11 protein-coding genes are annotated in these 18,175 nt (G+C 59.6%); 6 read left to right on the forward strand and 5 right to left on the reverse strand.

The window, feature by feature from the left end; all coding sequences use genetic code 11:
• Window positions 1-212: 212 nt before the first annotated feature.
• Window positions 213-2,336, reverse strand: coding sequence for a right-handed parallel beta-helix repeat-containing protein (locus ATY75_RS20195; protein WP_088938902.1), 2,124 nt, complete (start codon window positions 2,334-2,336; stop codon window positions 213-215).
• Window positions 2,333-3,652, reverse strand: coding sequence for an O-antigen ligase family protein (locus ATY75_RS20200; RefSeq protein ID WP_088938903.1), 1,320 nt, complete (start codon window positions 3,650-3,652; stop codon window positions 2,333-2,335). Before ATY75_RS20200 ends, ATY75_RS20195 begins: the two co-directional genes overlap by 4 nt.
• A 629-nt stretch (window positions 3,653-4,281) precedes the next feature.
• Between ATY75_RS20200 and ATY75_RS20210 the strand changes: the two genes are divergently transcribed.
• The 6 genes from ATY75_RS20210 (at window position 4,282) to ATY75_RS20235 (ending at window position 11,930) form a co-directional block, all read left to right on the forward strand.
• Entirely contained in the window at window positions 4,282-5,232 is a 951-nt protein-coding gene (locus tag ATY75_RS20210) for a glycosyltransferase (protein ID WP_088938905.1), read from the forward strand.
• Window positions 5,229-6,329: a glycosyltransferase family 4 protein gene (locus ATY75_RS20215; RefSeq protein WP_088938906.1), complete on the forward strand. Its 1,101-nt coding sequence runs from the start codon at window positions 5,229-5,231 to the stop codon at window positions 6,327-6,329. The genes ATY75_RS20210 and ATY75_RS20215 overlap by 4 nt, the downstream gene beginning before the upstream one ends.
• A complete protein-coding gene (locus ATY75_RS20220; RefSeq protein WP_088938907.1) occupies window positions 6,323-7,465 on the forward strand; it encodes a glycosyltransferase in 1,143 nt (380 codons plus the stop codon). Before ATY75_RS20215 ends, ATY75_RS20220 begins: the two co-directional genes overlap by 7 nt.
• On the forward strand, window positions 7,462-9,666 hold the full coding sequence (locus ATY75_RS20225; RefSeq protein ID WP_088938908.1) for a tyrosine-protein kinase domain-containing protein: 2,205 nt from the start codon (window positions 7,462-7,464) through the stop codon (window positions 9,664-9,666). Before ATY75_RS20220 ends, ATY75_RS20225 begins: the two co-directional genes overlap by 4 nt.
• 97 nt (window positions 9,667-9,763) lie before the next feature.
• Window positions 9,764-10,867, forward strand: a complete 1,104-nt coding sequence (gene gmd / locus ATY75_RS20230; protein ID WP_088938909.1) for a GDP-mannose 4,6-dehydratase — start codon at window positions 9,764-9,766, stop codon at window positions 10,865-10,867.
• A complete protein-coding gene (locus ATY75_RS20235; RefSeq protein WP_088938910.1) occupies window positions 10,860-11,930 on the forward strand; it encodes a GDP-L-fucose synthase in 1,071 nt (356 codons plus the stop codon). Before gmd ends, ATY75_RS20235 begins: the two co-directional genes overlap by 8 nt.
• 575 nt (window positions 11,931-12,505) lie before the next feature.
• Here the strand turns inward: ATY75_RS20235 and ATY75_RS20240 are convergent.
• From ATY75_RS20240 to ATY75_RS20250, 3 genes are read right to left on the reverse strand one after another with little or no spacing between them, the layout of a single operon-like run.
• Window positions 12,506-15,769, reverse strand: coding sequence for an error-prone DNA polymerase (locus ATY75_RS20240; protein WP_088938911.1), 3,264 nt, complete (start codon window positions 15,767-15,769; stop codon window positions 12,506-12,508).
• Window positions 15,769-17,283, reverse strand: a complete 1,515-nt coding sequence (locus tag ATY75_RS20245) for a DNA polymerase Y family protein (protein WP_190241393.1) — start codon at window positions 17,281-17,283, stop codon at window positions 15,769-15,771. Before ATY75_RS20245 ends, ATY75_RS20240 begins: the two co-directional genes overlap by 1 nt.
• Complete coding sequence (locus ATY75_RS20250) at window positions 17,204-17,965, reverse strand: ImuA family protein (RefSeq protein ID WP_088938912.1); 762 nt, start codon at window positions 17,963-17,965, stop codon at window positions 17,204-17,206. Before ATY75_RS20250 ends, ATY75_RS20245 begins: the two co-directional genes overlap by 80 nt.
• Window positions 17,966-18,175: the final 210 nt, after the last annotated feature.

The raw sequence follows: 18,175 nt of genomic DNA on the forward strand, positions 1-18,175 counted from the left end.
GGCAAAGCCGGGGAGGATCGCGCTCTATCTCCAGGATCAGAATGAAGTCGCGCCAGTAATTGAAGGTTCGACCGAAAACGCATCTCAAGGGCCGGCAAAGAACCTGCCAGACATGGGCGGCGTGTACGAGCGGGCGAGGCGATCATGCGCGGATCGGCAAGGCTCCTGCGGACTTTTTCGCGGTAGAAGACCGCTCGTCTCGGCGACTTTTGTTAGTCGGGCGCGGCCACGCTCCCGGTGTCCGCTCCAGCCTTCTGAAGATCTCTTAGGCTGCCAAACTCTCCCGAACGCATAATCCTCGGGCCTATTCGGAAGCTCTTGTTGTTCAAGTTGCCGCTGTAGCGGTTGCGCGCGAATTGCACAAATCCAATCCCAAGATCGGGAGCGTTGACATACGCGACAATGCCGCCGTCACTGTCAACCGATACAACATTCTCCTCAATACGATTAGGGCGTGCCCATGGCGGACGCCAACCCCTGCCGGTACCGTCATCGACGCGAAAGGCCGCGCCCGACCCGTGCGTGATGATGTTTCCCACCACCAGGTTGCTCCAGCCGCCGTTGATACCGATCGCCGCGACATTGCCCGTGAGCGTATTTCCTTCGATACGCAGCCCGCTCGCCTTCCCATCCGTATAGATCGCCCAGCTGATCGGAGACGGCCATTCGCTGGTATTCTCATATCCGGGAGGCCAGAACGTTCCATCGGCCCTGTTCATCAGATGACCGGTCCCGGTCACGAGATTGGAGCGGATGGTGCTGTTCAAAGGGTCGGCCTGCTCGCCCATCATCTTGATGGCGCCGCCATCCGCCGTCTGCTGATTGGCATTGTGGACCGCATTGTGCTCGATGACGGCGTTATAGACGGCGTCATGGGAACCCCACAGCGAACCGCCGGCGATCCCGAACTGCGCCGTGTTTTCGATCAGGTTGTCGGCGATCCTGACATTGTCAGCCGCCTGGAACCATATTCCGGCGGTTTCGATATACGTCTTTCCGATGTCATGGATGTGGTTGGCGAGGATTCTGGCGCCGTTAGACTTGCCGAACGTACCATAATTTGTGCCGACGTAGATCCCGTTGCCAGCCACGTCAGCAATCACATTGCCGGCGATCAACGCATCCTTGCTTTCCGTCACATGGACCCCGACGCCGACATTCTCGATCGTGTTGCCGACAATCTTGACGCCGTCAGCGTGTTCGATCCGTACGGCGCCAAATCCTCTGGTCTCCGTATAGAATTTGCCGCTGCCTTCGGGGGCTCCATCTCTCAGCTCGAGCCCTGAAATAACCATCCCATTGGCGCCGTCCAACTTGAAGAATGTCGGCAGAATCCCGGCAACAACGACGGAATCGGATAAGGCCTGATCGACAGGGATATAATAAAGCTGACCTAGGGCCGCGTCGTGCCACCACTCTCCGGGAGCATCGAGCAAGGCTTTGGCTCCGGTCAGGAAATAGCGGCTGCCTTCTGCGGTAAAGAAATAGTCTGTGCCTTTCGTATGGACCGTCCGGCCTGCGCTATCGATGGATACGACAGGAAGCGTATCATTGCCCCACTGGCTTCCAGGCTGATACCCTCCAACGATGTTCACGAACAGGCCACTTGTATCATCTATTGCCGGAAGGTCGCCGGCATGGAAACAGAAGCGCGTGTTCGCTTCCCGCGCGTCGATGGCAGGCTCGCACTTTGCGGCAAACAACCACCCCTTGCGTGGATCGCCATCAGCGGGAGCGTTGGGAAATCGGGCCCTCGTTTGGCGTACCCCATTGACGAAAAGGTCGCCGACCCCTTCATCCGGCGGCAATTTCAGTGGCGCCGTCCACCGACCGTCGGTCTGCCGCGCAAAGTTGCGCACGCGTTGCCCCCCATGCAAAATCGGCGCTTCATTGCACCTCGCTGTGAGGATCAAGCCCGTATCGCGGCCGTCAAAGATGACGGGCTGAGTAAGGTAGTAATCACCTTTACCCAGCGCGATAGTATTGGCGCCGCCTTTCTCGCGGGCAGCATCACGGGCTCTGTCAATGCTGGCGAAAGGGCCGTCGCCACCCTCCTGATTTGCGGTCGGAAGAAGGCCACTCCAGGTATCTTTGCCATCGGGAGAAACGTAAAATATTGTCCGTGCGCCCGTGCTGCCATTCAATACGTCGCTTAAAGAAGTCCCGTTCAACTTGGCTGCCAACGTCGCGGAAGCTTCCGCGCACGTCGCCTCCCTGACAAGCGTCTGAAGGTGTTCCGGCGCATCTATCTCAGTCCAGACCGAGGCCGAATTACCGGACTGCGGAAAGAGCATCACAGGCAAGATGCTCAGGATTAGTCCAGAACGTCTTCTCATGATGTCTGCAACCCGCTCGTAAGACCACGCGCGGGCGCCCGCCAAGGTGGCGAATGGCCCATCGAAACGACGGGCGCGTACAGCGAAAACATGATGATGGCCGTGGTAAACAGGATGAAAATGGCGTCATTCTGAACGAAAAAAATACTTTCGGTCAGATTCATCACCAGAATCATGATCGTAAGGACATTGAGCCAGAGCCACCCATACTGCGGATCATGACATTGAAGGAACCCGCCCTGTCTGATTGCATAGGGAACCATCAGAACAAACGGAACCATTCCCATGATTCCAAAGCTCAACAAGATATCGCGGTATCCGTTATGCGCGTGGGGCGCCGCCCATCCGAGCTTGAACCACATATGCGTCGCTTCTGGATTCTCGACCGTCCAGAAAGCCTGGTAACCATAGCCAAGCAACCAACGGTCGGATATTTCGCGATCAACCAGCTCCCACAACGGTACCCGACCGGTCAATGTCGCGTCCTTGCCAAGCGCTTCAAGGGCCGGAACCAGGAATTCATGCAGCGAAATCAGAATGCCGAGAGACAGCTGAACGAAAAACAGAACCATGACGACGCGGCCAATGCTGCTGCTTCTTTGCAGCAGGGAATAAAAGCCAATCAGGCAATACGCCACTGATGTTGCAATGATCGCCGTCATCGATCCTGAGCTTGCAAGGCAGATTACACCCGCCGCTAACAATATAAATGCGGTTCGCCGCAGGCCGAGCGCGCCGTCGATCAGCACGGCCGTCGCCACCAGGATCATCAGAGCCGCGTACCAGCCCAGGACGTTCTTGTGAATGAAGACGCCCCGCATCGCACCATCCGGCATACTGGCGAGACTTGGTGACACCACGGATATAACCACGCTGAGACCGATACAGGCGCCCAGGGTTACAAATAACAGGAACAGCAGCTGCCTCGGCGTGAAACGTATCGCCAGGACGTAGGAAAGAAGCACGCAAAACAAAAGGCCGATTGCGCGCCTCAAGGTCGTCGGCGGCGCTATTGACCACAGGGTAGACAAAAACGGCAAGGCAAGGATCAGGGGAACAAGCAGATTTCGCCTGAGCGCCGTTATAAACTGCGGAAAATTGCGTATCAGGATCACGGCTGTAAATACATACACAGGAAAGCAAGGAAGACGCAGTATAGATTTGGCAGATTCGCTGAGCGTTCCGTCCGCATCGGCCAGGATAAGAGGCAAAAAAGCGCCTGCCTGAAAAAAAAGGGATATGCCGGCGCCCCAGCATTCTATGACCCGCCAACTGATGGTTGGCCCGCTGGCGGTTCTAAGGCTATCTACTCTCATTATCCGTCCCGACTGATTTGAACAGACAAGCGGCCGTTGATCGCGGCAGATCAAAAAAAAGGTGTCGCCTTCGTGGCGCGCGCTGCTCTCAAGCAATCATCCAGCCCCATCCGCGGTCAACCTGTCCTAGTGAAGGGTGGGCTACGCCTAATGCACCCTCACTCCACCAAAAGACGATGTTGGGCTTAATCTTCCAGCCGCTATTTACCCAAAAGACGGGCCTTCATGTCCGCCAATTGCCCTTAAGAGCAGATGTTGCGCTTGTCCGTTCATCGGTACCGTGGCGATGAATGTCTTATGGAGCGTGGTGGGGTAAGCCGCGGCTCCACTGCAATGAGGCAACAATTCTGACAGAGACTTTCTCTGCAGTCGAAGCCTGGAAGGTTAGGATTGCTATGTTCCTGCGTCATGATCCTAGTTCTCTATGCAACACGACGGGCGCTCTACTCGTCGTGGCGTTGTCAGCGGCGATCTCATCGGCTCTACGCGAGATGCGGTTCGGCCGACACGCTATTTTGAATATCAACATCACCGATGCTCCAAACCGCAATGGCTGCGGAAAGGTCGGCTTCTTTAGTAACTTTGCGCTGCGTAGCGGTGCATCGCGGCAACCCGCCTGAGAGCGCGTCATGGAGCGGCCGCCCCTCAGTGTCCTCATCAATAATTACAACTACGCCCGCTTTGTCGGGCGGGCTATCGACAGCGTGTTGAGCCAAGACGCACGCAACGTCGAGATCATCGTCGTCGATGACGGCTCGACCGATCAGTCGCGGTCTGTCCTGCAGGCGTATGACAGCCGCATAAAGGTGATCTTTCAGGAGAACGCAGGACAGGCGGCGGCGATCAATACCGCAGTCGGATCAAGCTCGGGCGAGATCCTTTGTTTTCTGGATGCCGACGACTGGTGGGCGCCGGGCAAGCTGTCGGCGACGGCTGCAGCGTTCCGTGCCCATCCCCGAGCATCGCTGGTCTATCACCGCCTGCAACCGACGCTTGTCGATGGCACGCCAACGTCCAAGCCGATTCCTCGAACCCTGTGTTCGGGCGCTTTGTCGTCGCGGCTCGCCAGATCGGCTGGTTGGTGGCCTTTTCCGATGACGTCGGCCGTCGCGGTACGGCGGAGCGCATGGGATGCTGCGGGCAGCATTCCAGAACAGTTCCGGATATCGGCCGATGCCTGGCTCGTGGGGATCTACCCCTTTCTGGGGGAGGTGATTGCCATGCCGGATCCCCTTGGATTCTACCGCATCCACAATAACAACTGGTATCGCTCGACCGAGGATGCCTCGACGCTAAGGAGGCGGATGACGCACTGGCGGCATACCGTTGAGGCAACCAACCTGTTTCTTTCAGCCCATGAACTGCCGGCAAGGCTGCATCTGGCGGATCACTACCCCTATCGCGTCGCGTCGGCGAAGCTACACGGAGCCGATGCTCTCAGCCGGTTCAAGCTTGCCGTCGAAGGCCTCTTCTTTGCCGGCGAACCGAACCTGCTCAGGCGGACGCGCGACAGTTTGCACTCGGCGTGCGGCCTGTCACGGCTCGGTCTTGATGTAGGCTTGTCGGAGGCAGCGAAATGAAGGCACTATTATTGGTTTCCGAACTGGAAGACTATACCATCTCCTTCGCCAGCGGCGTTGCCCGGCACCTGGACGTCGTGCTTGCCGTGCCGCGAAGGCGGTATGCACATCTCGCCTCTTCCTTCGATCCGGCTGTTGACCTGCACCTTCTGGACTGGCCGAGACACCGTTCTCTCTCCAATCCCTGGTTTCTCTACCAGCTTACGCGGCTGATCCGGCGGGAACGGCCGAACCTCATTCATCTCCTCAGCAATTCCACACTTTGGCTGAACCTCGCCGTGCCGTTCTGGCGTCCGATCCCGCTTGTGACGACCATCCATGACGTGGAAATCCATCCCGGCGATTCCGACACGCGTACGCTGCCCGACTGGGCTCCGGAATTGATGGTGAAACAATCCGGACATCTTGTCGTCCACGGTGAGGGACTGAAACGGCTGGTCCTCGATCGATATTCAAAATCGCCGGACTGTGTCCATGTCCTGTCGCATCCCGCCATCCTTCGCTATGCGGAACTCGCCCGGCAACGGAAAATGACTCCGCGGCCAACGGATGGAACCATCCGCGTCCTGCTCTTCGGCCGGATTTTTGCCTACAAGGGCCTGGAGCATCTGATCCGGGCCGAAGCGATGCTCAAGGACGCGCTTCCCAACCTGCGCATCACGGTCGCAGGCCGTGGCGACGACCCGCGGATATTCCAGCCGCTCATGGGCGATGCCGGCCGCTACGATATTCGCAACCGTTTCATCGAGGATGCGGAGGTCGCCCAGCTTTTCCTCGACACCGATATCGTTGTGCTTCCCTATACGGAAGCATCCCAAAGCGGCGTGCTCAACCTTGCAGCCGCGTTTGGCAAACCGGTCATCGTTACGGATGTCGGCGAGTTGGGTGGCACCGTTCAGCCTAACGGGTTGGGAATGGTGGTCCCTCCCGGAAATGCCAAAGAGCTCGCGGCAGCGATCAGGACATTGGCAGACAACGGCGAGCTTAGAAACAGGTTCGGTGCCAACGCGCTCGAATGGGCCAAAGGACCGAATTCGCCTGAACGGGTCGGCGGCCAGGCCGCGGCCGTTTATCGGGAGGTTGTGAGGTCATGCTGATGGACGCCCTCACGGACAGAAATCGGCTGGCGGCACGGAGCGCGGCTAGCGTCCGCCACTATGTTCCGGGCGGCTGCGAGAACGGCGGCGGCATTGGCAGGTTGGTCGGCTATATAACGGAGACGGCGAAAGAGACCCGCACGAAACATTTCGTCACCGATACGAGAGGGTCTCGATGGTCCAAATGGACGTCGCCGGCGCGCCTCATCGGCGCCATTCTGACGATGGCAAAGGACCGGATCGTTGCACCCGAGCGCATTCACCATATCCATATCGCCGGCCGCGGCAGCACGTCGCGAAAACTGATCCTGACCGAGGCTGCCCGATTATTCGGGTGCTGCCACATGTTGCACCTTCACGACTACGACTACGCCGGCGACTTTGAGCAACGCTCGCCGCGCCAACAACGGCTCATACGTCGGATGTTTCAGAATGCCGATTGCGTTGTGGCGCTGGGCCGGCGCGATCAAATAACGCTGACGACACTTCTAGGCGTTGACGAGCGCCGCACGGTCATTGCCCATAATTGCGTCCCCGATCCCGGGGCGCACGATATTCGCGTCGGCCAGACACCGTTGATCGTTTTCCTTGGCCGGTTGAGCGAACGCAAGGGTGTCACCGAGCTCCTGTTGGCCCTCAGCCACCCGGTCATGAGGGAACTCCAGTGGCGGGCCGTATTGGCAGGCGACGGACCTGTCGAGGATTATCGCCGTCAGGCTGACGCCATGACGTTGTCCGGTCTGGTAGAGATGCCCGGCTGGCTCGACGCCGGCGAGGCGCGAGCGCTCTGTGCGCGCGCAGATATCCTGGTCCTGCCTTCGCACGCCGAAGGTCTGGCAATGGCCGTGCTCGAAGGGCTGTCCCACGGGCTCGCCGTCGTCACCACGCGTGTCGGGGCGCATGACGAAGTCATCACCGACGGCGAGACCGGGGTCTTCGTACCCGTCGGAGACCCGAATGCCCTGGCTGCAGCCCTGGCGAAACTGGTGACTGATCCGGAAACCTGCATCCGCCTCTCGGTCCAGGGGCGCACGCACTACCTCAACCATTTCAGCATGAGAGCCTATATGCGGTCGCTCGAGAAACTTTACGAAACCGTTTCCGCGAAAACTCAGGCAATGGTTGGCGCACGATGACGATTTCCACTCTTCCGCCGGACCGCAACCTTTCGATCTCGCCCATGCGCTATGATCCTCGCTTTCAGGTTGAGACCAAAGCAGACCGGTTCGATTTGGCCTCCATCTTCGGTCTCATCAGGCGCAGAATGATCATGATCATCGCAATAACCGTGCTACTCATGGTGCCCGCGGCGAGTATGATCTCCGGGTTGAAACCCACCTATCAGGCCTGGGCCCGATTGATTGTTCATCAGCCTCTCGCGACATCACTTGGTGCGGACGATATCAGCCGCGGTGATGCACTGGATGTGAAATCGGAGAACGAGCGACTTTTATCCAGGAGTATCTCGGAGCGGGTCGTCCGCGAAATGCAGCTCAACAAGCTGCCGGAGTTCAATCCGGCGCTGCGGAAGATCTCGTTCATAGAGAGAATCCGGGCGACGTTGCGAGGCCTGTTCGACGCCAAAAAACCCGCTTTGCCGGTGGGGGATGGCATCGAAGCCACCATGCCGGAATATTATCAGGCGCTTGGTGTGTGGCACGAAGACAAGAGTGAAGTTATACAGATCAGCTTCACTGCGAGTGATGCTGAACTCGCGGCCGCAGTTCCGAACCGGCTCGTCAGCATTTACCTCGACGAGCGGAAGGGTAGTGTTCGCGCGCGCCTGGTCTCAGCGGAAGAATGGATCCGGCAGCGCATTACCGGACAGCAGACTCGCGCGGATATTGCTCGCGACGCTGCTCGGAACTACCAGGAATCGATGGACATCGTCTCGAAAGAGGACGCTCAGGATGAACGGATCAAAACACTCCTGGAACTCACCGGCCGTGAAGGCAAAATCGAGGAAAGCCGGGTTGAGGTAAAGGCGACGATTTCAGCGCTTGAAGCAACGGATAACGCATCGATTGCGGTGCAGAATATCATTGTCCCCGATAGCATCACCGCAAAGCAGCGCGATCTTCACGCACAAGAGCAAGATCTCACCCGTCTGCTTGAGACATATGACGGCAATGCCGAAGCCGTGGTGGATTTGCGCAGAAAGATCGAACAATCCCGTATTGATCTCGACCATGCGACCAAGCAATATCTTCTGGCAATGCGCGCCAAGCTCGCCGCCCTTGATCATGAAGCCAACGCAGTGCAATCCATCCTGGCTGTCGCTCAGGAAAAACGCACACGCGATGCCCTGGCCCAGACGGAATTGACGCGACTGCAGCGTATTGCCGAAAAGGAGCAAACGTCACTCGACAAGCTCGAGGACCAGCGCCGTGACCTTGCTGCCAAAGCCATGTTGCCGGGTGCGGAACTGGAGGTTTTCTCACCGGCTTCGGTGCCGCTCGTGCCACAGGGGCGTGGACGGCTTTTCTATCTGGTGGCCACACTCATGGCTGTGATCTCGGCAGCCGTGACGGCCGCTTTCATGATCGAGATGTGGGACCGGTCGGTTCGCAGTTTCGACCAGCTCGCTGGAATTGGACGCACGATACCGGCTGGACTTATCCCGCGTCTGGCGCGGAGGGAAAATTCAAAGACGATATTCGCACATATGCCGGTACCGATGTTCGACGAAGCCATCCGTACCGTGATGCTTTCACTCAAGCAGTCCAATGGTGGCAAGTTGCCGAACAGTCTCGTCGTTACGTCGGCTCACAGCGGAGACGGCAAGTCGCTTGTTGCGCGATCGCTTGCTATGGAACTTGCCGCAGCTGCGATTCCGGTGCTGCTGGTCGATGGCGACCTTCGACGGGGAAAACTCGATACGTTTTTCAGATCGGGGCTAACCTACGGACTGAACGAGTTCCTCAATGGTCAGGCCGATTTCCGCGAGATCGTCTACCACCATCCAAGCGGCATCGATTTCATTCCATCTGGGAAATTCAGTCTCCAGCGGCGCGTCCGTCCGAACGGCTTGGCAGAAATCATCGAGACGGCGGGCGCGGCCGGCCAGATTGTCATCTTCGACAGCGCGCCGGTGCTCGCCTCGACAGATACCGTGCATTTGACCGCCCTGGCGGAAAGAACACTGGCAATCGCTAGATGGGGAAAGACGAGCCGCCGCGCGGTCGAGTTCAGCCTGCAGCAAATGAAAAACGCGCGGAATTCGGACATTGTTGTGGCGATCAACAGCGTCAACCCCGAAAAGCATGCACTGTATAATTTCAGTGACTCCGAGCTGTTTTCGAAATCCCTGATGAAATACTACAATTTCAAGGCATGAATACATCGATAACGAGGCTTATACGCTCAACATTCTAATTCGCGCAAACCACGCAGCATAAGTTTCTTTTGCATTAGTAACCAGAGTTGGAGGAACCATGGATACGGGAATGAGAGAGAACCGAAAAGTTGCGCTGATCACGGGCATAACAGGCCAGGACGGTGCGTATCTGGCCGAAATGCTCCTGGAGAAGGGCTATATCGTTCACGGCCTCAAGCGTCGCTCATCGTCCTTCAACACCAGTCGCATCGAGCATCTCTACGAGGATCCCCACATCGAAAACCCTCGCTTTATCCTGCATTTCGGCGACATGACCGATTCAACGAATCTCATCCGTGTCGTTCAGGAAACGCAGCCGGACGAGATTTACAATCTCGCCGCACAAAGCCACGTTCAAGTCTCTTTCGAGACGCCGGAATATACAGCAAACGCGGATGGAACCGGCACCCTTCGGCTGCTCGAAGCCATTCGCCTCCTGGGGCTGACCAAGAAGACCCGCTTCTATCAAGCGTCCACCTCGGAGCTCTACGGCAAAGTCCAGGAAGTCCCGCAGAGCGAAACGACGCCTTTCTACCCGCGATCCCCCTATGCGGCCGCCAAGCTCTACGCCTATTGGATTGTGGTCAATTATCGCGAGGCCTATGGCATGCACGCCTCGAACGGCATTTTGTTCAATCACGAAAGCCCGATCCGCGGCGAGACATTCGTGACGCGTAAAATCACCCGGGCGGCGGCGGCGATCCATCTTGGACTTCAGGAAAGGCTCTATCTCGGCAATCTGGATGCCAAGCGCGATTGGGGACATGCACGAGAATATGTCCGCGGCATGTGGCTGATGCTGCAACAGGACGAACCGGAGGACTATGTCCTTGCGACCGGCGAAACGCACTCGGTTCGTTCCTTTGTCGACAAGGCCTTTGCCAAGGTGGGCATGTCGATCGATTGGCGTGGGAGCGGGGTTGATGAAAAGGGATACGACAAGACATCCGGTCGATGTGTGGTGGAGATCGATCCCGCTTACTTCCGTCCGACTGAGGTCGATCTTCTGATCGGCGATCCGACGAAGGCGCACACCAAGCTTGGCTGGAAACATGAGACCAGTCTCGACCAGCTGGTTGCGGAGATGGTTCGCGAGGACCTGAAAGTCATGGCAAGAAACGTTCCGTCGGTCGGCGTCACCAAAGGGTTTGCTTATGCCTGAGGGGATCTACAGCCTTGCCGGAAAAAGGGTCTATGTCGCGGGCCACCGCGGCATGGTGGGCTCTGCGATCGTGCGGCGTCTCGTTTCCGAGGGCTGCGAGATTTTGACGGCCACCCGCGCCGAACTCGACCTCAGACGTCAAGACCAGGTGGAAGCCTGGATGAGCAGGAATCGTCCCGACGCGGTCTTCCTGGCTGCTGCGAGGGTCGGCGGCATTCTCGCGAACGCTACCTATCCGGCCGACTTCCTTTACGACAATCTGATTCTCCAAGCCAACGTCATCCACGCCGCCCATAAAGCTCACGTCGAAAAACTCATGTTTCTGGGTTCGTCCTGCATCTACCCGAAATTCGCCGACCAGCCGATCGTGGAGGACTCGCTTCTGACGGGATCGCTTGAGCCCACGAATGAATGGTATGCGATCGCCAAAATTGCCGGATTGAAGCTCTGCTATGCCTATCGCAAGCAGCACGGTAACGATTTCATCTCGGCTATGCCGACCAATCTTTATGGTCCGGAGGATAATTTTGACCTCGGCTCAAGCCATGTCATGCCGGCGCTCATACGCAAGGCGCATGAGGCCAAGATCAACCGGCAGCAGGAGATATGCATCTGGGGCACCGGCACGCCGCGGCGCGAATTCCTGCATGTTGACGATTGTGCCGACGCCTGCCTGCATCTCATGAAGACCTATTCCGCCGACAGTCATGTGAACGTGGGTTCCGGCGAAGACATTGCCATCCTCGAATTGGCACACCTCGTCTCCCAGGTCGTCGGCTTCGAAGGCAAGATCAAACGCGACCCCACCAAGCCGGATGGCACGCCACGTAAACTCTTGAACGTCGACAAGCTTCGCTCTCTCGGCTGGTCTCCCAAGATCGGTCTGAAGGAGGGCATCGCCGACGCCTACCGCTCCTTCCTGGATGGTCGTTATCTCGAACGCAGTAACGGGGCTACATCCAGCGACTTGACCGATCAAAACGACATTAGTTTCGAGAGAGCCGAGACTTCCGCGCTGCATGCGCCGCCGCTCTCTACGGTCGCACATCATCCTCGCGCATAGCGAACTTGCCCGAGGGATAAAAAGACTTTGTCCGGGGGGACGCATATGCTGGGATGGGGCAGATAGTGCAACCAGTCGAAATCAGGATTGCAGCGCTCATTTTCCTGATAGTCGTGTGGGCGGTGATTATCGGTGCGGCCATGGATTTTTTCGCGGTCGAGATACCGATATCGCTTGTCGCCCTATTACACAGATAATCCGCGTCGGATGGCTCGGCGAGATCACCTACTACTGAGTTGGCGGAATAACCAGAGCTGCAATAAAGTTGACAGGCGCGACTATTTGCTAATCCGAGCGGACTAGGCTGAGTTCCGGCGGGTCCTGACGCGCCGTCTGCTCGCGCCTGCTCCAAAAGTATTCTCATCGCGCGTATGGCACACCATCAGCCGACGTCCTGTGGGAACCTTCGTCATTTTTTACGGTTTGGTGCTTTGCTACCCGGACGGGAGAATATGTCTGCGGACCTTAGCACAGACCTCGCAGGACGAAAGAGCCCGCTTGATCAGGAGGAGCCACTCAATTGCAACGCTCAAGGGAGGGGGTGCTGGGTGCGAAATGCGCAACCAGCAGCCGATTTACTGAAAGTTCCTGGATTTCACCTTCAGCGTATCGATATGGAGATCCGGCGTGAACATGTCCCTCGCCCGAACCCCCGGAGGCGCTTTTTCGCGCGAATCCGGGCTGCCCGGCGAACCGTGGGCGAATTCGTCGCCGCGGCCGGTGGTGGCACGAAATGCACCGTCGTGCCCGGCAAGCCCCGACAGATCGGCCGACAGGTCGAACAACTGCTGGGCGACCAAGTGAACTACCTCGCCTTCCCGCTGGATCTTGCCGTTGATCGCCATCATGCTGGCGCCGAGCACCACCCGGCGCGACCGTTCAAACAGCTTCGGCCAGACGACGACATTGGCAATGCCGGTCTCGTCCTCGATGGTGATGAACATCACACCCTTCGCCGAACCAGGTCGTTGCCGCACCAGCACCAGGCCGGCCGCCATCAGCCACCGGCCGTCCCGCGCCGTCATGGCCTCGGCACAGGTGGCGATCCGCCGCTTGGCGAGGTCGGCGCGCAGGAACCTCAAAGGGTGCTCCCGCAGTGTCAGCCCGACGTGACTGTAATCCTCGACGACGTTATGCCCCTCGGTCATCTGCCTGAGTTCGACGTCCGGCTCGTGCTGCTCGGCAATTGCCCGCGCCTCGCGTTCGGCTGCGGCCATGAAGAGAGGCAACGGCTCGTCGCGCAGGGCCTTGATCGCCCAGAACGCATCGCGTCGTTCGAGCCGCAAGGCCGGTAGGAACGCGTCGGCTTCGGCGAGCTCGACAAGCGACGCTGCCGGCACACCCGACCGGCGCCACATGTCATCCACCGAGACGAAGGGTTCGTCGGCGCGCGCGGCGATAATGCGTGCGGCGTCGGCGGTCGCCAGTCCGCGTACCAGACGCATGCCGAGCCGCACCGCATGCCGGTCAGAGCCCTCCACCTCCTCGAGCGTGTAGTCCCAACGCGACCGGTTGATGCAGACCGGTCGCACCTCGACGCCGTGTTTCCTCGCATCTGCTACGATCTGGGCAGGGGCATAAAATCCCATCGGCTGCGAGTTCAGGAGAGCCGCGCAGAAGACATCCGGGAAATGGCATTTGATGTAGCTGCTGGCATAGGCGATCAGCGCGAAACTGGCAGCATGGCTTTCGGGGAAACCGTAGGAGCCGAAGCCTTCCAATTGGCCGAAGGTGCGCTTGGCAAACTCCGGTGAATAGCCGTTGCGGATCATGCCGGAAACGAGCTTGTCCTCAAACCTGCTGACGCCGCCGGTGAACTTGAAGGTCGCCATGGATTTCCGGAGCTGGTCGGCTTCGCCGCCGGTGAAACCGGCACAGACCATCGCGATCTTCATCGCCGACTCCTGGAACAGAGGCACGCCCAGCGTCCTGTGCAAGACCGCCTCTAGTTCGGGCGTCGGATATTCGACCTTTTCCTTGCCCTCGCGGCGGCGCAGATACGGATGGACCATGTCACCTTGGATCGGCCCGGGCCGGACGATCGCCACCTGGATGACGAGGTCATAGAAGGTCTCCGGCTTCATCCGCGGGAGCATCGACATCTGAGCCCGGCTCTCGATTTGGAAGGTGCCAAGCGTGTCGGCCTTGCAGATCATCGCATAGGTGGCCGGGTCTTCCTGCGGGATGGCGGCGAGGTCGAGTTCCTGATGCTTGTGGGCGCCAATGAGGGCAAAGGCTTTGGCCATGCAGGTCAACATGCCCAAGGCCAAGACATCGACCTTCATCATTTTGAGCGCCTCGACGTCATCCTTATCCCATTCGATCACCTGGCGATCGGCCATCGCCGCCGGTTCGATCGGCACAAGATGATCCAGCCTGTCGTGGGTCAGGACAAATCCACCCGGGTGCTGGCCGAGATGCCGCGGTGCTCCCATCAACTGCTGGGAAAGCCGGAGCGTCAAGGCGAGACGCCGATCCTCCGGATTGAGGCCGAGGGCCCGCACCTGGCTCTCGCCGACGGTTTCCGACCAGGACCAGATGCCGGCGGAAAGCGCCTTGATCAGGTCCTCGGGCAGGCCGAGCGCCTTGCCGACATCGCGAATGGCGCCCTTGGCGCGATAGCGGGTCACGGTAGAGCAGAGGGCTGCCTTGTCATGGCCGTAGGTCTTGTAGATCCATTGGATCACCTCCTCTCGCCTCTCATGTTCGAAGTCGACATCGATGTCGGGCGGCTCGTCGCGCTCCTGGCTGACGAAGCGCTCAAAGAGGAGATTATTGGTATCAGGATCGATCGAGGTGATGCCGAGCACATAGCAGACTGCGGAATTCGCGGCCGATCCCCTGCCCTGGCAGAGAATGCCCTGCGATCGGGCATAGCGGACGATCGAGAAGACCGTCAAAAAATAGGGGGCGTATTTCATGGTCTCGATCAGGGACAGCTCGTGACGGATCGTCTTTTCGACATGCGCCGGCAGCCCTTCCGGATAGCGCGTCGTAACGCCCTCCCAGGTGTAATGCTCCAGCGACTGTTGTGCAGTCATGCCCGGGATCAGCGCTTCTTCGGGATATTGATAGACGAGCTCCTCCAGACTGAACCTGCAGCGCTCGACGATTTCCTTCGAGCGTGCCAGCGCTTCCGGATAGCGGGGAAACAGACGCGCCATTTCTTCCGGCGGCTTCAGGTAGCGGTCCGCATGCCGCTCGCGCTCGAAGCCGACATCGTCGATGGTCGTGCCGGTGCGAATGCAGGTGACGACATCCTGCAGTTGCCGCTGTCCGGGTTCATGAAACAGCACGTCATTGGTGACGACCGTCTTCACCCGATGCTGCGCCGCCAGGTTCGACATTTCGTGTAGTCGCAGCTGATCGTTCGGCCGCCGGCGCAGGCAGAGCGAGACATAGGCGCGGTCGCCGAAAATCTCGGCCATCTTCCTCAACTGCACGGCGCAGCCATCGTCCGGCATATCCGGGACCAGGATGCCGATCAGGCCTTCGCAATAGTGCGCTACATCCTCGAGATGCAGGATGCAGTTGGCTTTGCCGCCGCGGCCCTTGCCCAAGGTCAAAAGCCGCGTCAGCCGCGAATAGGCGGTGCGGTCGGTGGGATAGACGAGGATCGACATGCCGTCGGCGAGATCGAGCCGGCAACCGACGACGAGCCGCAGGCCGGTGGCGCGGGAAGCTTCGAGCGCCCGAACAATGCCCGCCAGGCTGTTGCGGTCGACGATCCCGAGCGCCTCGATGCCCATCAGCTTGGCGGTCGCAAAGAGTTCTTCGGCCGAGCTTGCGCCGCGAAGGAAGGAGAAATGCGTGGTGACCTGCAGTTCGGCGTAGCGCATCAGGCAAACACCCCGTGCAGGAACCATTGGTGCGATCCGGTGTCGGCGTCGACGCCATCGCCGGAGCGGAAAATCCAGAAGCGCTCACCGGCATCATCCTCGACGACGAAATAGTCTCGAACCGCGACCCATTCGGAGCTGCGTTGCCACCACTCTCCGAAAATCCGCTCCGGGCCGTCGGCGCGCTTCACCCGGCGCCGCTTGCCACGCCAGGTAAAGGAAACCGGCGGATGATCGGGCAGAAGCGCAATCACCTTGATCGCTTCCGGGTGCGGCAAGAGCCGCGACGGCCGCGGCCAATGCAGCGGCCAGGTGGCGCCGATTTTGTCGGCCGTCGGTGCGATCCGCCGGACACTGCGCTCAGGGACATCGCTTGCCACCGGCGCGACACGGAAAATCCGCTGACCGCCGCGGTTTCCCAGCACGTCAATGAGCGGCGTCACGTCGGTCACCTGTTCTTCGATCAGGGAGGAAGCCGACTGCGCCTCAACGAGCGGTTCGGCGACGATTGCCGCGAGGCTCAGCTTCTCGATGCCGAAGCCCGGCTCGATCTTCTCGATCCGGTCGCGGAAAAGTTTTGTCAGCCAGGCGATATCTCGGGCGGGCTTGGCGGTGCCCGCCCGAAGCGACTGGATTGTGTTGTCGACGCGGTGGACGATCAGATCGGCGCGCCGCACGCCAAGTCCTCGTTTCTCGAGCTCCAGACAAAGCTGCCGCACCAGGCGGCCCACATATTTCTCGATCGTCTCCGGTGCGCCGATCGGTTCGGCAAAGGATTTTTGGACCTCGACGAGATCCGCCGGTCGGATCGGGTCGATGGGCTCGGCGAGCCGGCCGTACATCTGATCGAGCCGGCGCCCGACCTCGGGCCCAAAACGCAGCGTCAGCGGCGCCCGCGGCGTCACTGCCAAATCGCCGACGGTGGCGAAGCCGAGGGTTCTGAGGCTCGCGACGATCTCGGCCGGCAGCCGCAGCGAGGATAGCGGCAAACGGTTTACGGCCTTGGCGGTCTCGCCGCGCCGGACGATGACCGTCTCGCGATCCGTGGACCGGGCAAGCGCATGCGCCGCACCCCAGGTGTCGGCGATCGCCGCGCGCGCGGCAAGACCCCGGGCGCGGAAGCGGTTGACGAGACCGGAGAGCATCAGGTCCTCGCCGCCCTGCAGATGATCTGCGCCTTCGGTATCCATGACGATGCCATCAGGGGGATCCATGGCGACGACGGGAGAATGTTGCGACAGTGCCCAAAGCGTCAGCCGTTCGAGTGTCGCGAGGTCGGCCGCCGGATCGGCATCCACCATCGTCAATCCCTGAACCAGCGCCTGCGCCCTGGCGGCCGGCATGCCGACGCGTAAGCCCAGTTTTGCAGCGGCCCGGTCGGCCGCCGCCACCCATCGCTTCGACCCGCTCCTGGCGATCGCCACCAGCGGCGTGTCAAGGCTGAGCGAAGGATCGGCGCGCCTGATCCGGTCGGTCGGCAGCGTCGGAAGAAAGACAGATACGACCCTTGCCATCACATGCTCCGATAATGAATTCTCCTCCCTCGCCTGCCCTGACCCTCATGAGCTCCGCCAGCCATCGCGCGCGGCCCACGCCCGGCACGGGCAACGGCTCGGATGGCAGCACCGAGATCCGCCAGCGTGTCGCCGCGGCCGTCGGCATGCCGAAATCGGAGGCTTCCGTCTGGCGCCGCCATCGACGGATCACCAGGCCCAATGTGCCGGACTTTTCCGCGGCAAGCTGCAGCCGGCGCGATGCCGTCATCGGCAGGCGCACCAGTTCGGCGACGACGGTGCCGAGGCCGCCATAGCGCAAAGCCTCTTCGAAGCTTGCGAGTACCGTCTCTTCCTTGTCGCACTCGACGAAGATAACGCGATCGGGGTGCAGCCCGACCTGGGCAAGTGCTGGAAAGAACAGATCGAAGCGGGTGAGGCACCAGACCACCTTGCCGGTGGTACGGGCCGCGATACCGCCGATGAAGAGGGCCGCGGCCGCGCCGTCTATCGCGCCATTTCCGCCTCCGGCGACTTCGTGCAGCGCACCGAAGGCAAGGCCACCTCCCGCCAGCTGCGCATCGATCTCACCAACACCGAACGGCAGGACGCTGCGGCGGCGCGAACCGGCACCTTCCAGGCTGGCGATTTTCTCGCGCAACTCATCCAGAAGAGCATTCGAAATGGCGGCTGATGTAGGCATGATCTCCTTTGGAGCACCGGTTTCTACTTGAGAGGTGCAATTATGTTCTCTATTTGTTCTCAAGGCGAAAACGAGTCAATGCGCACCCAACGCGCTTAAGTTGAGCGCGTCGAGGTAAACAGCGGATTCCCCGAGCGGATTCAACTCGATGACGGATTGAAATTTTTTTCGGATGGCGCAATCGCAGCTAGGAGCGTCCGACCTCCCAGC

It is taken from the genome of Rhizobium sp. N122 (assembly GCF_002211295.1).
In the GTDB taxonomy this organism is placed as follows: Bacteria; Pseudomonadota; Alphaproteobacteria; order Rhizobiales; family Rhizobiaceae; genus Rhizobium.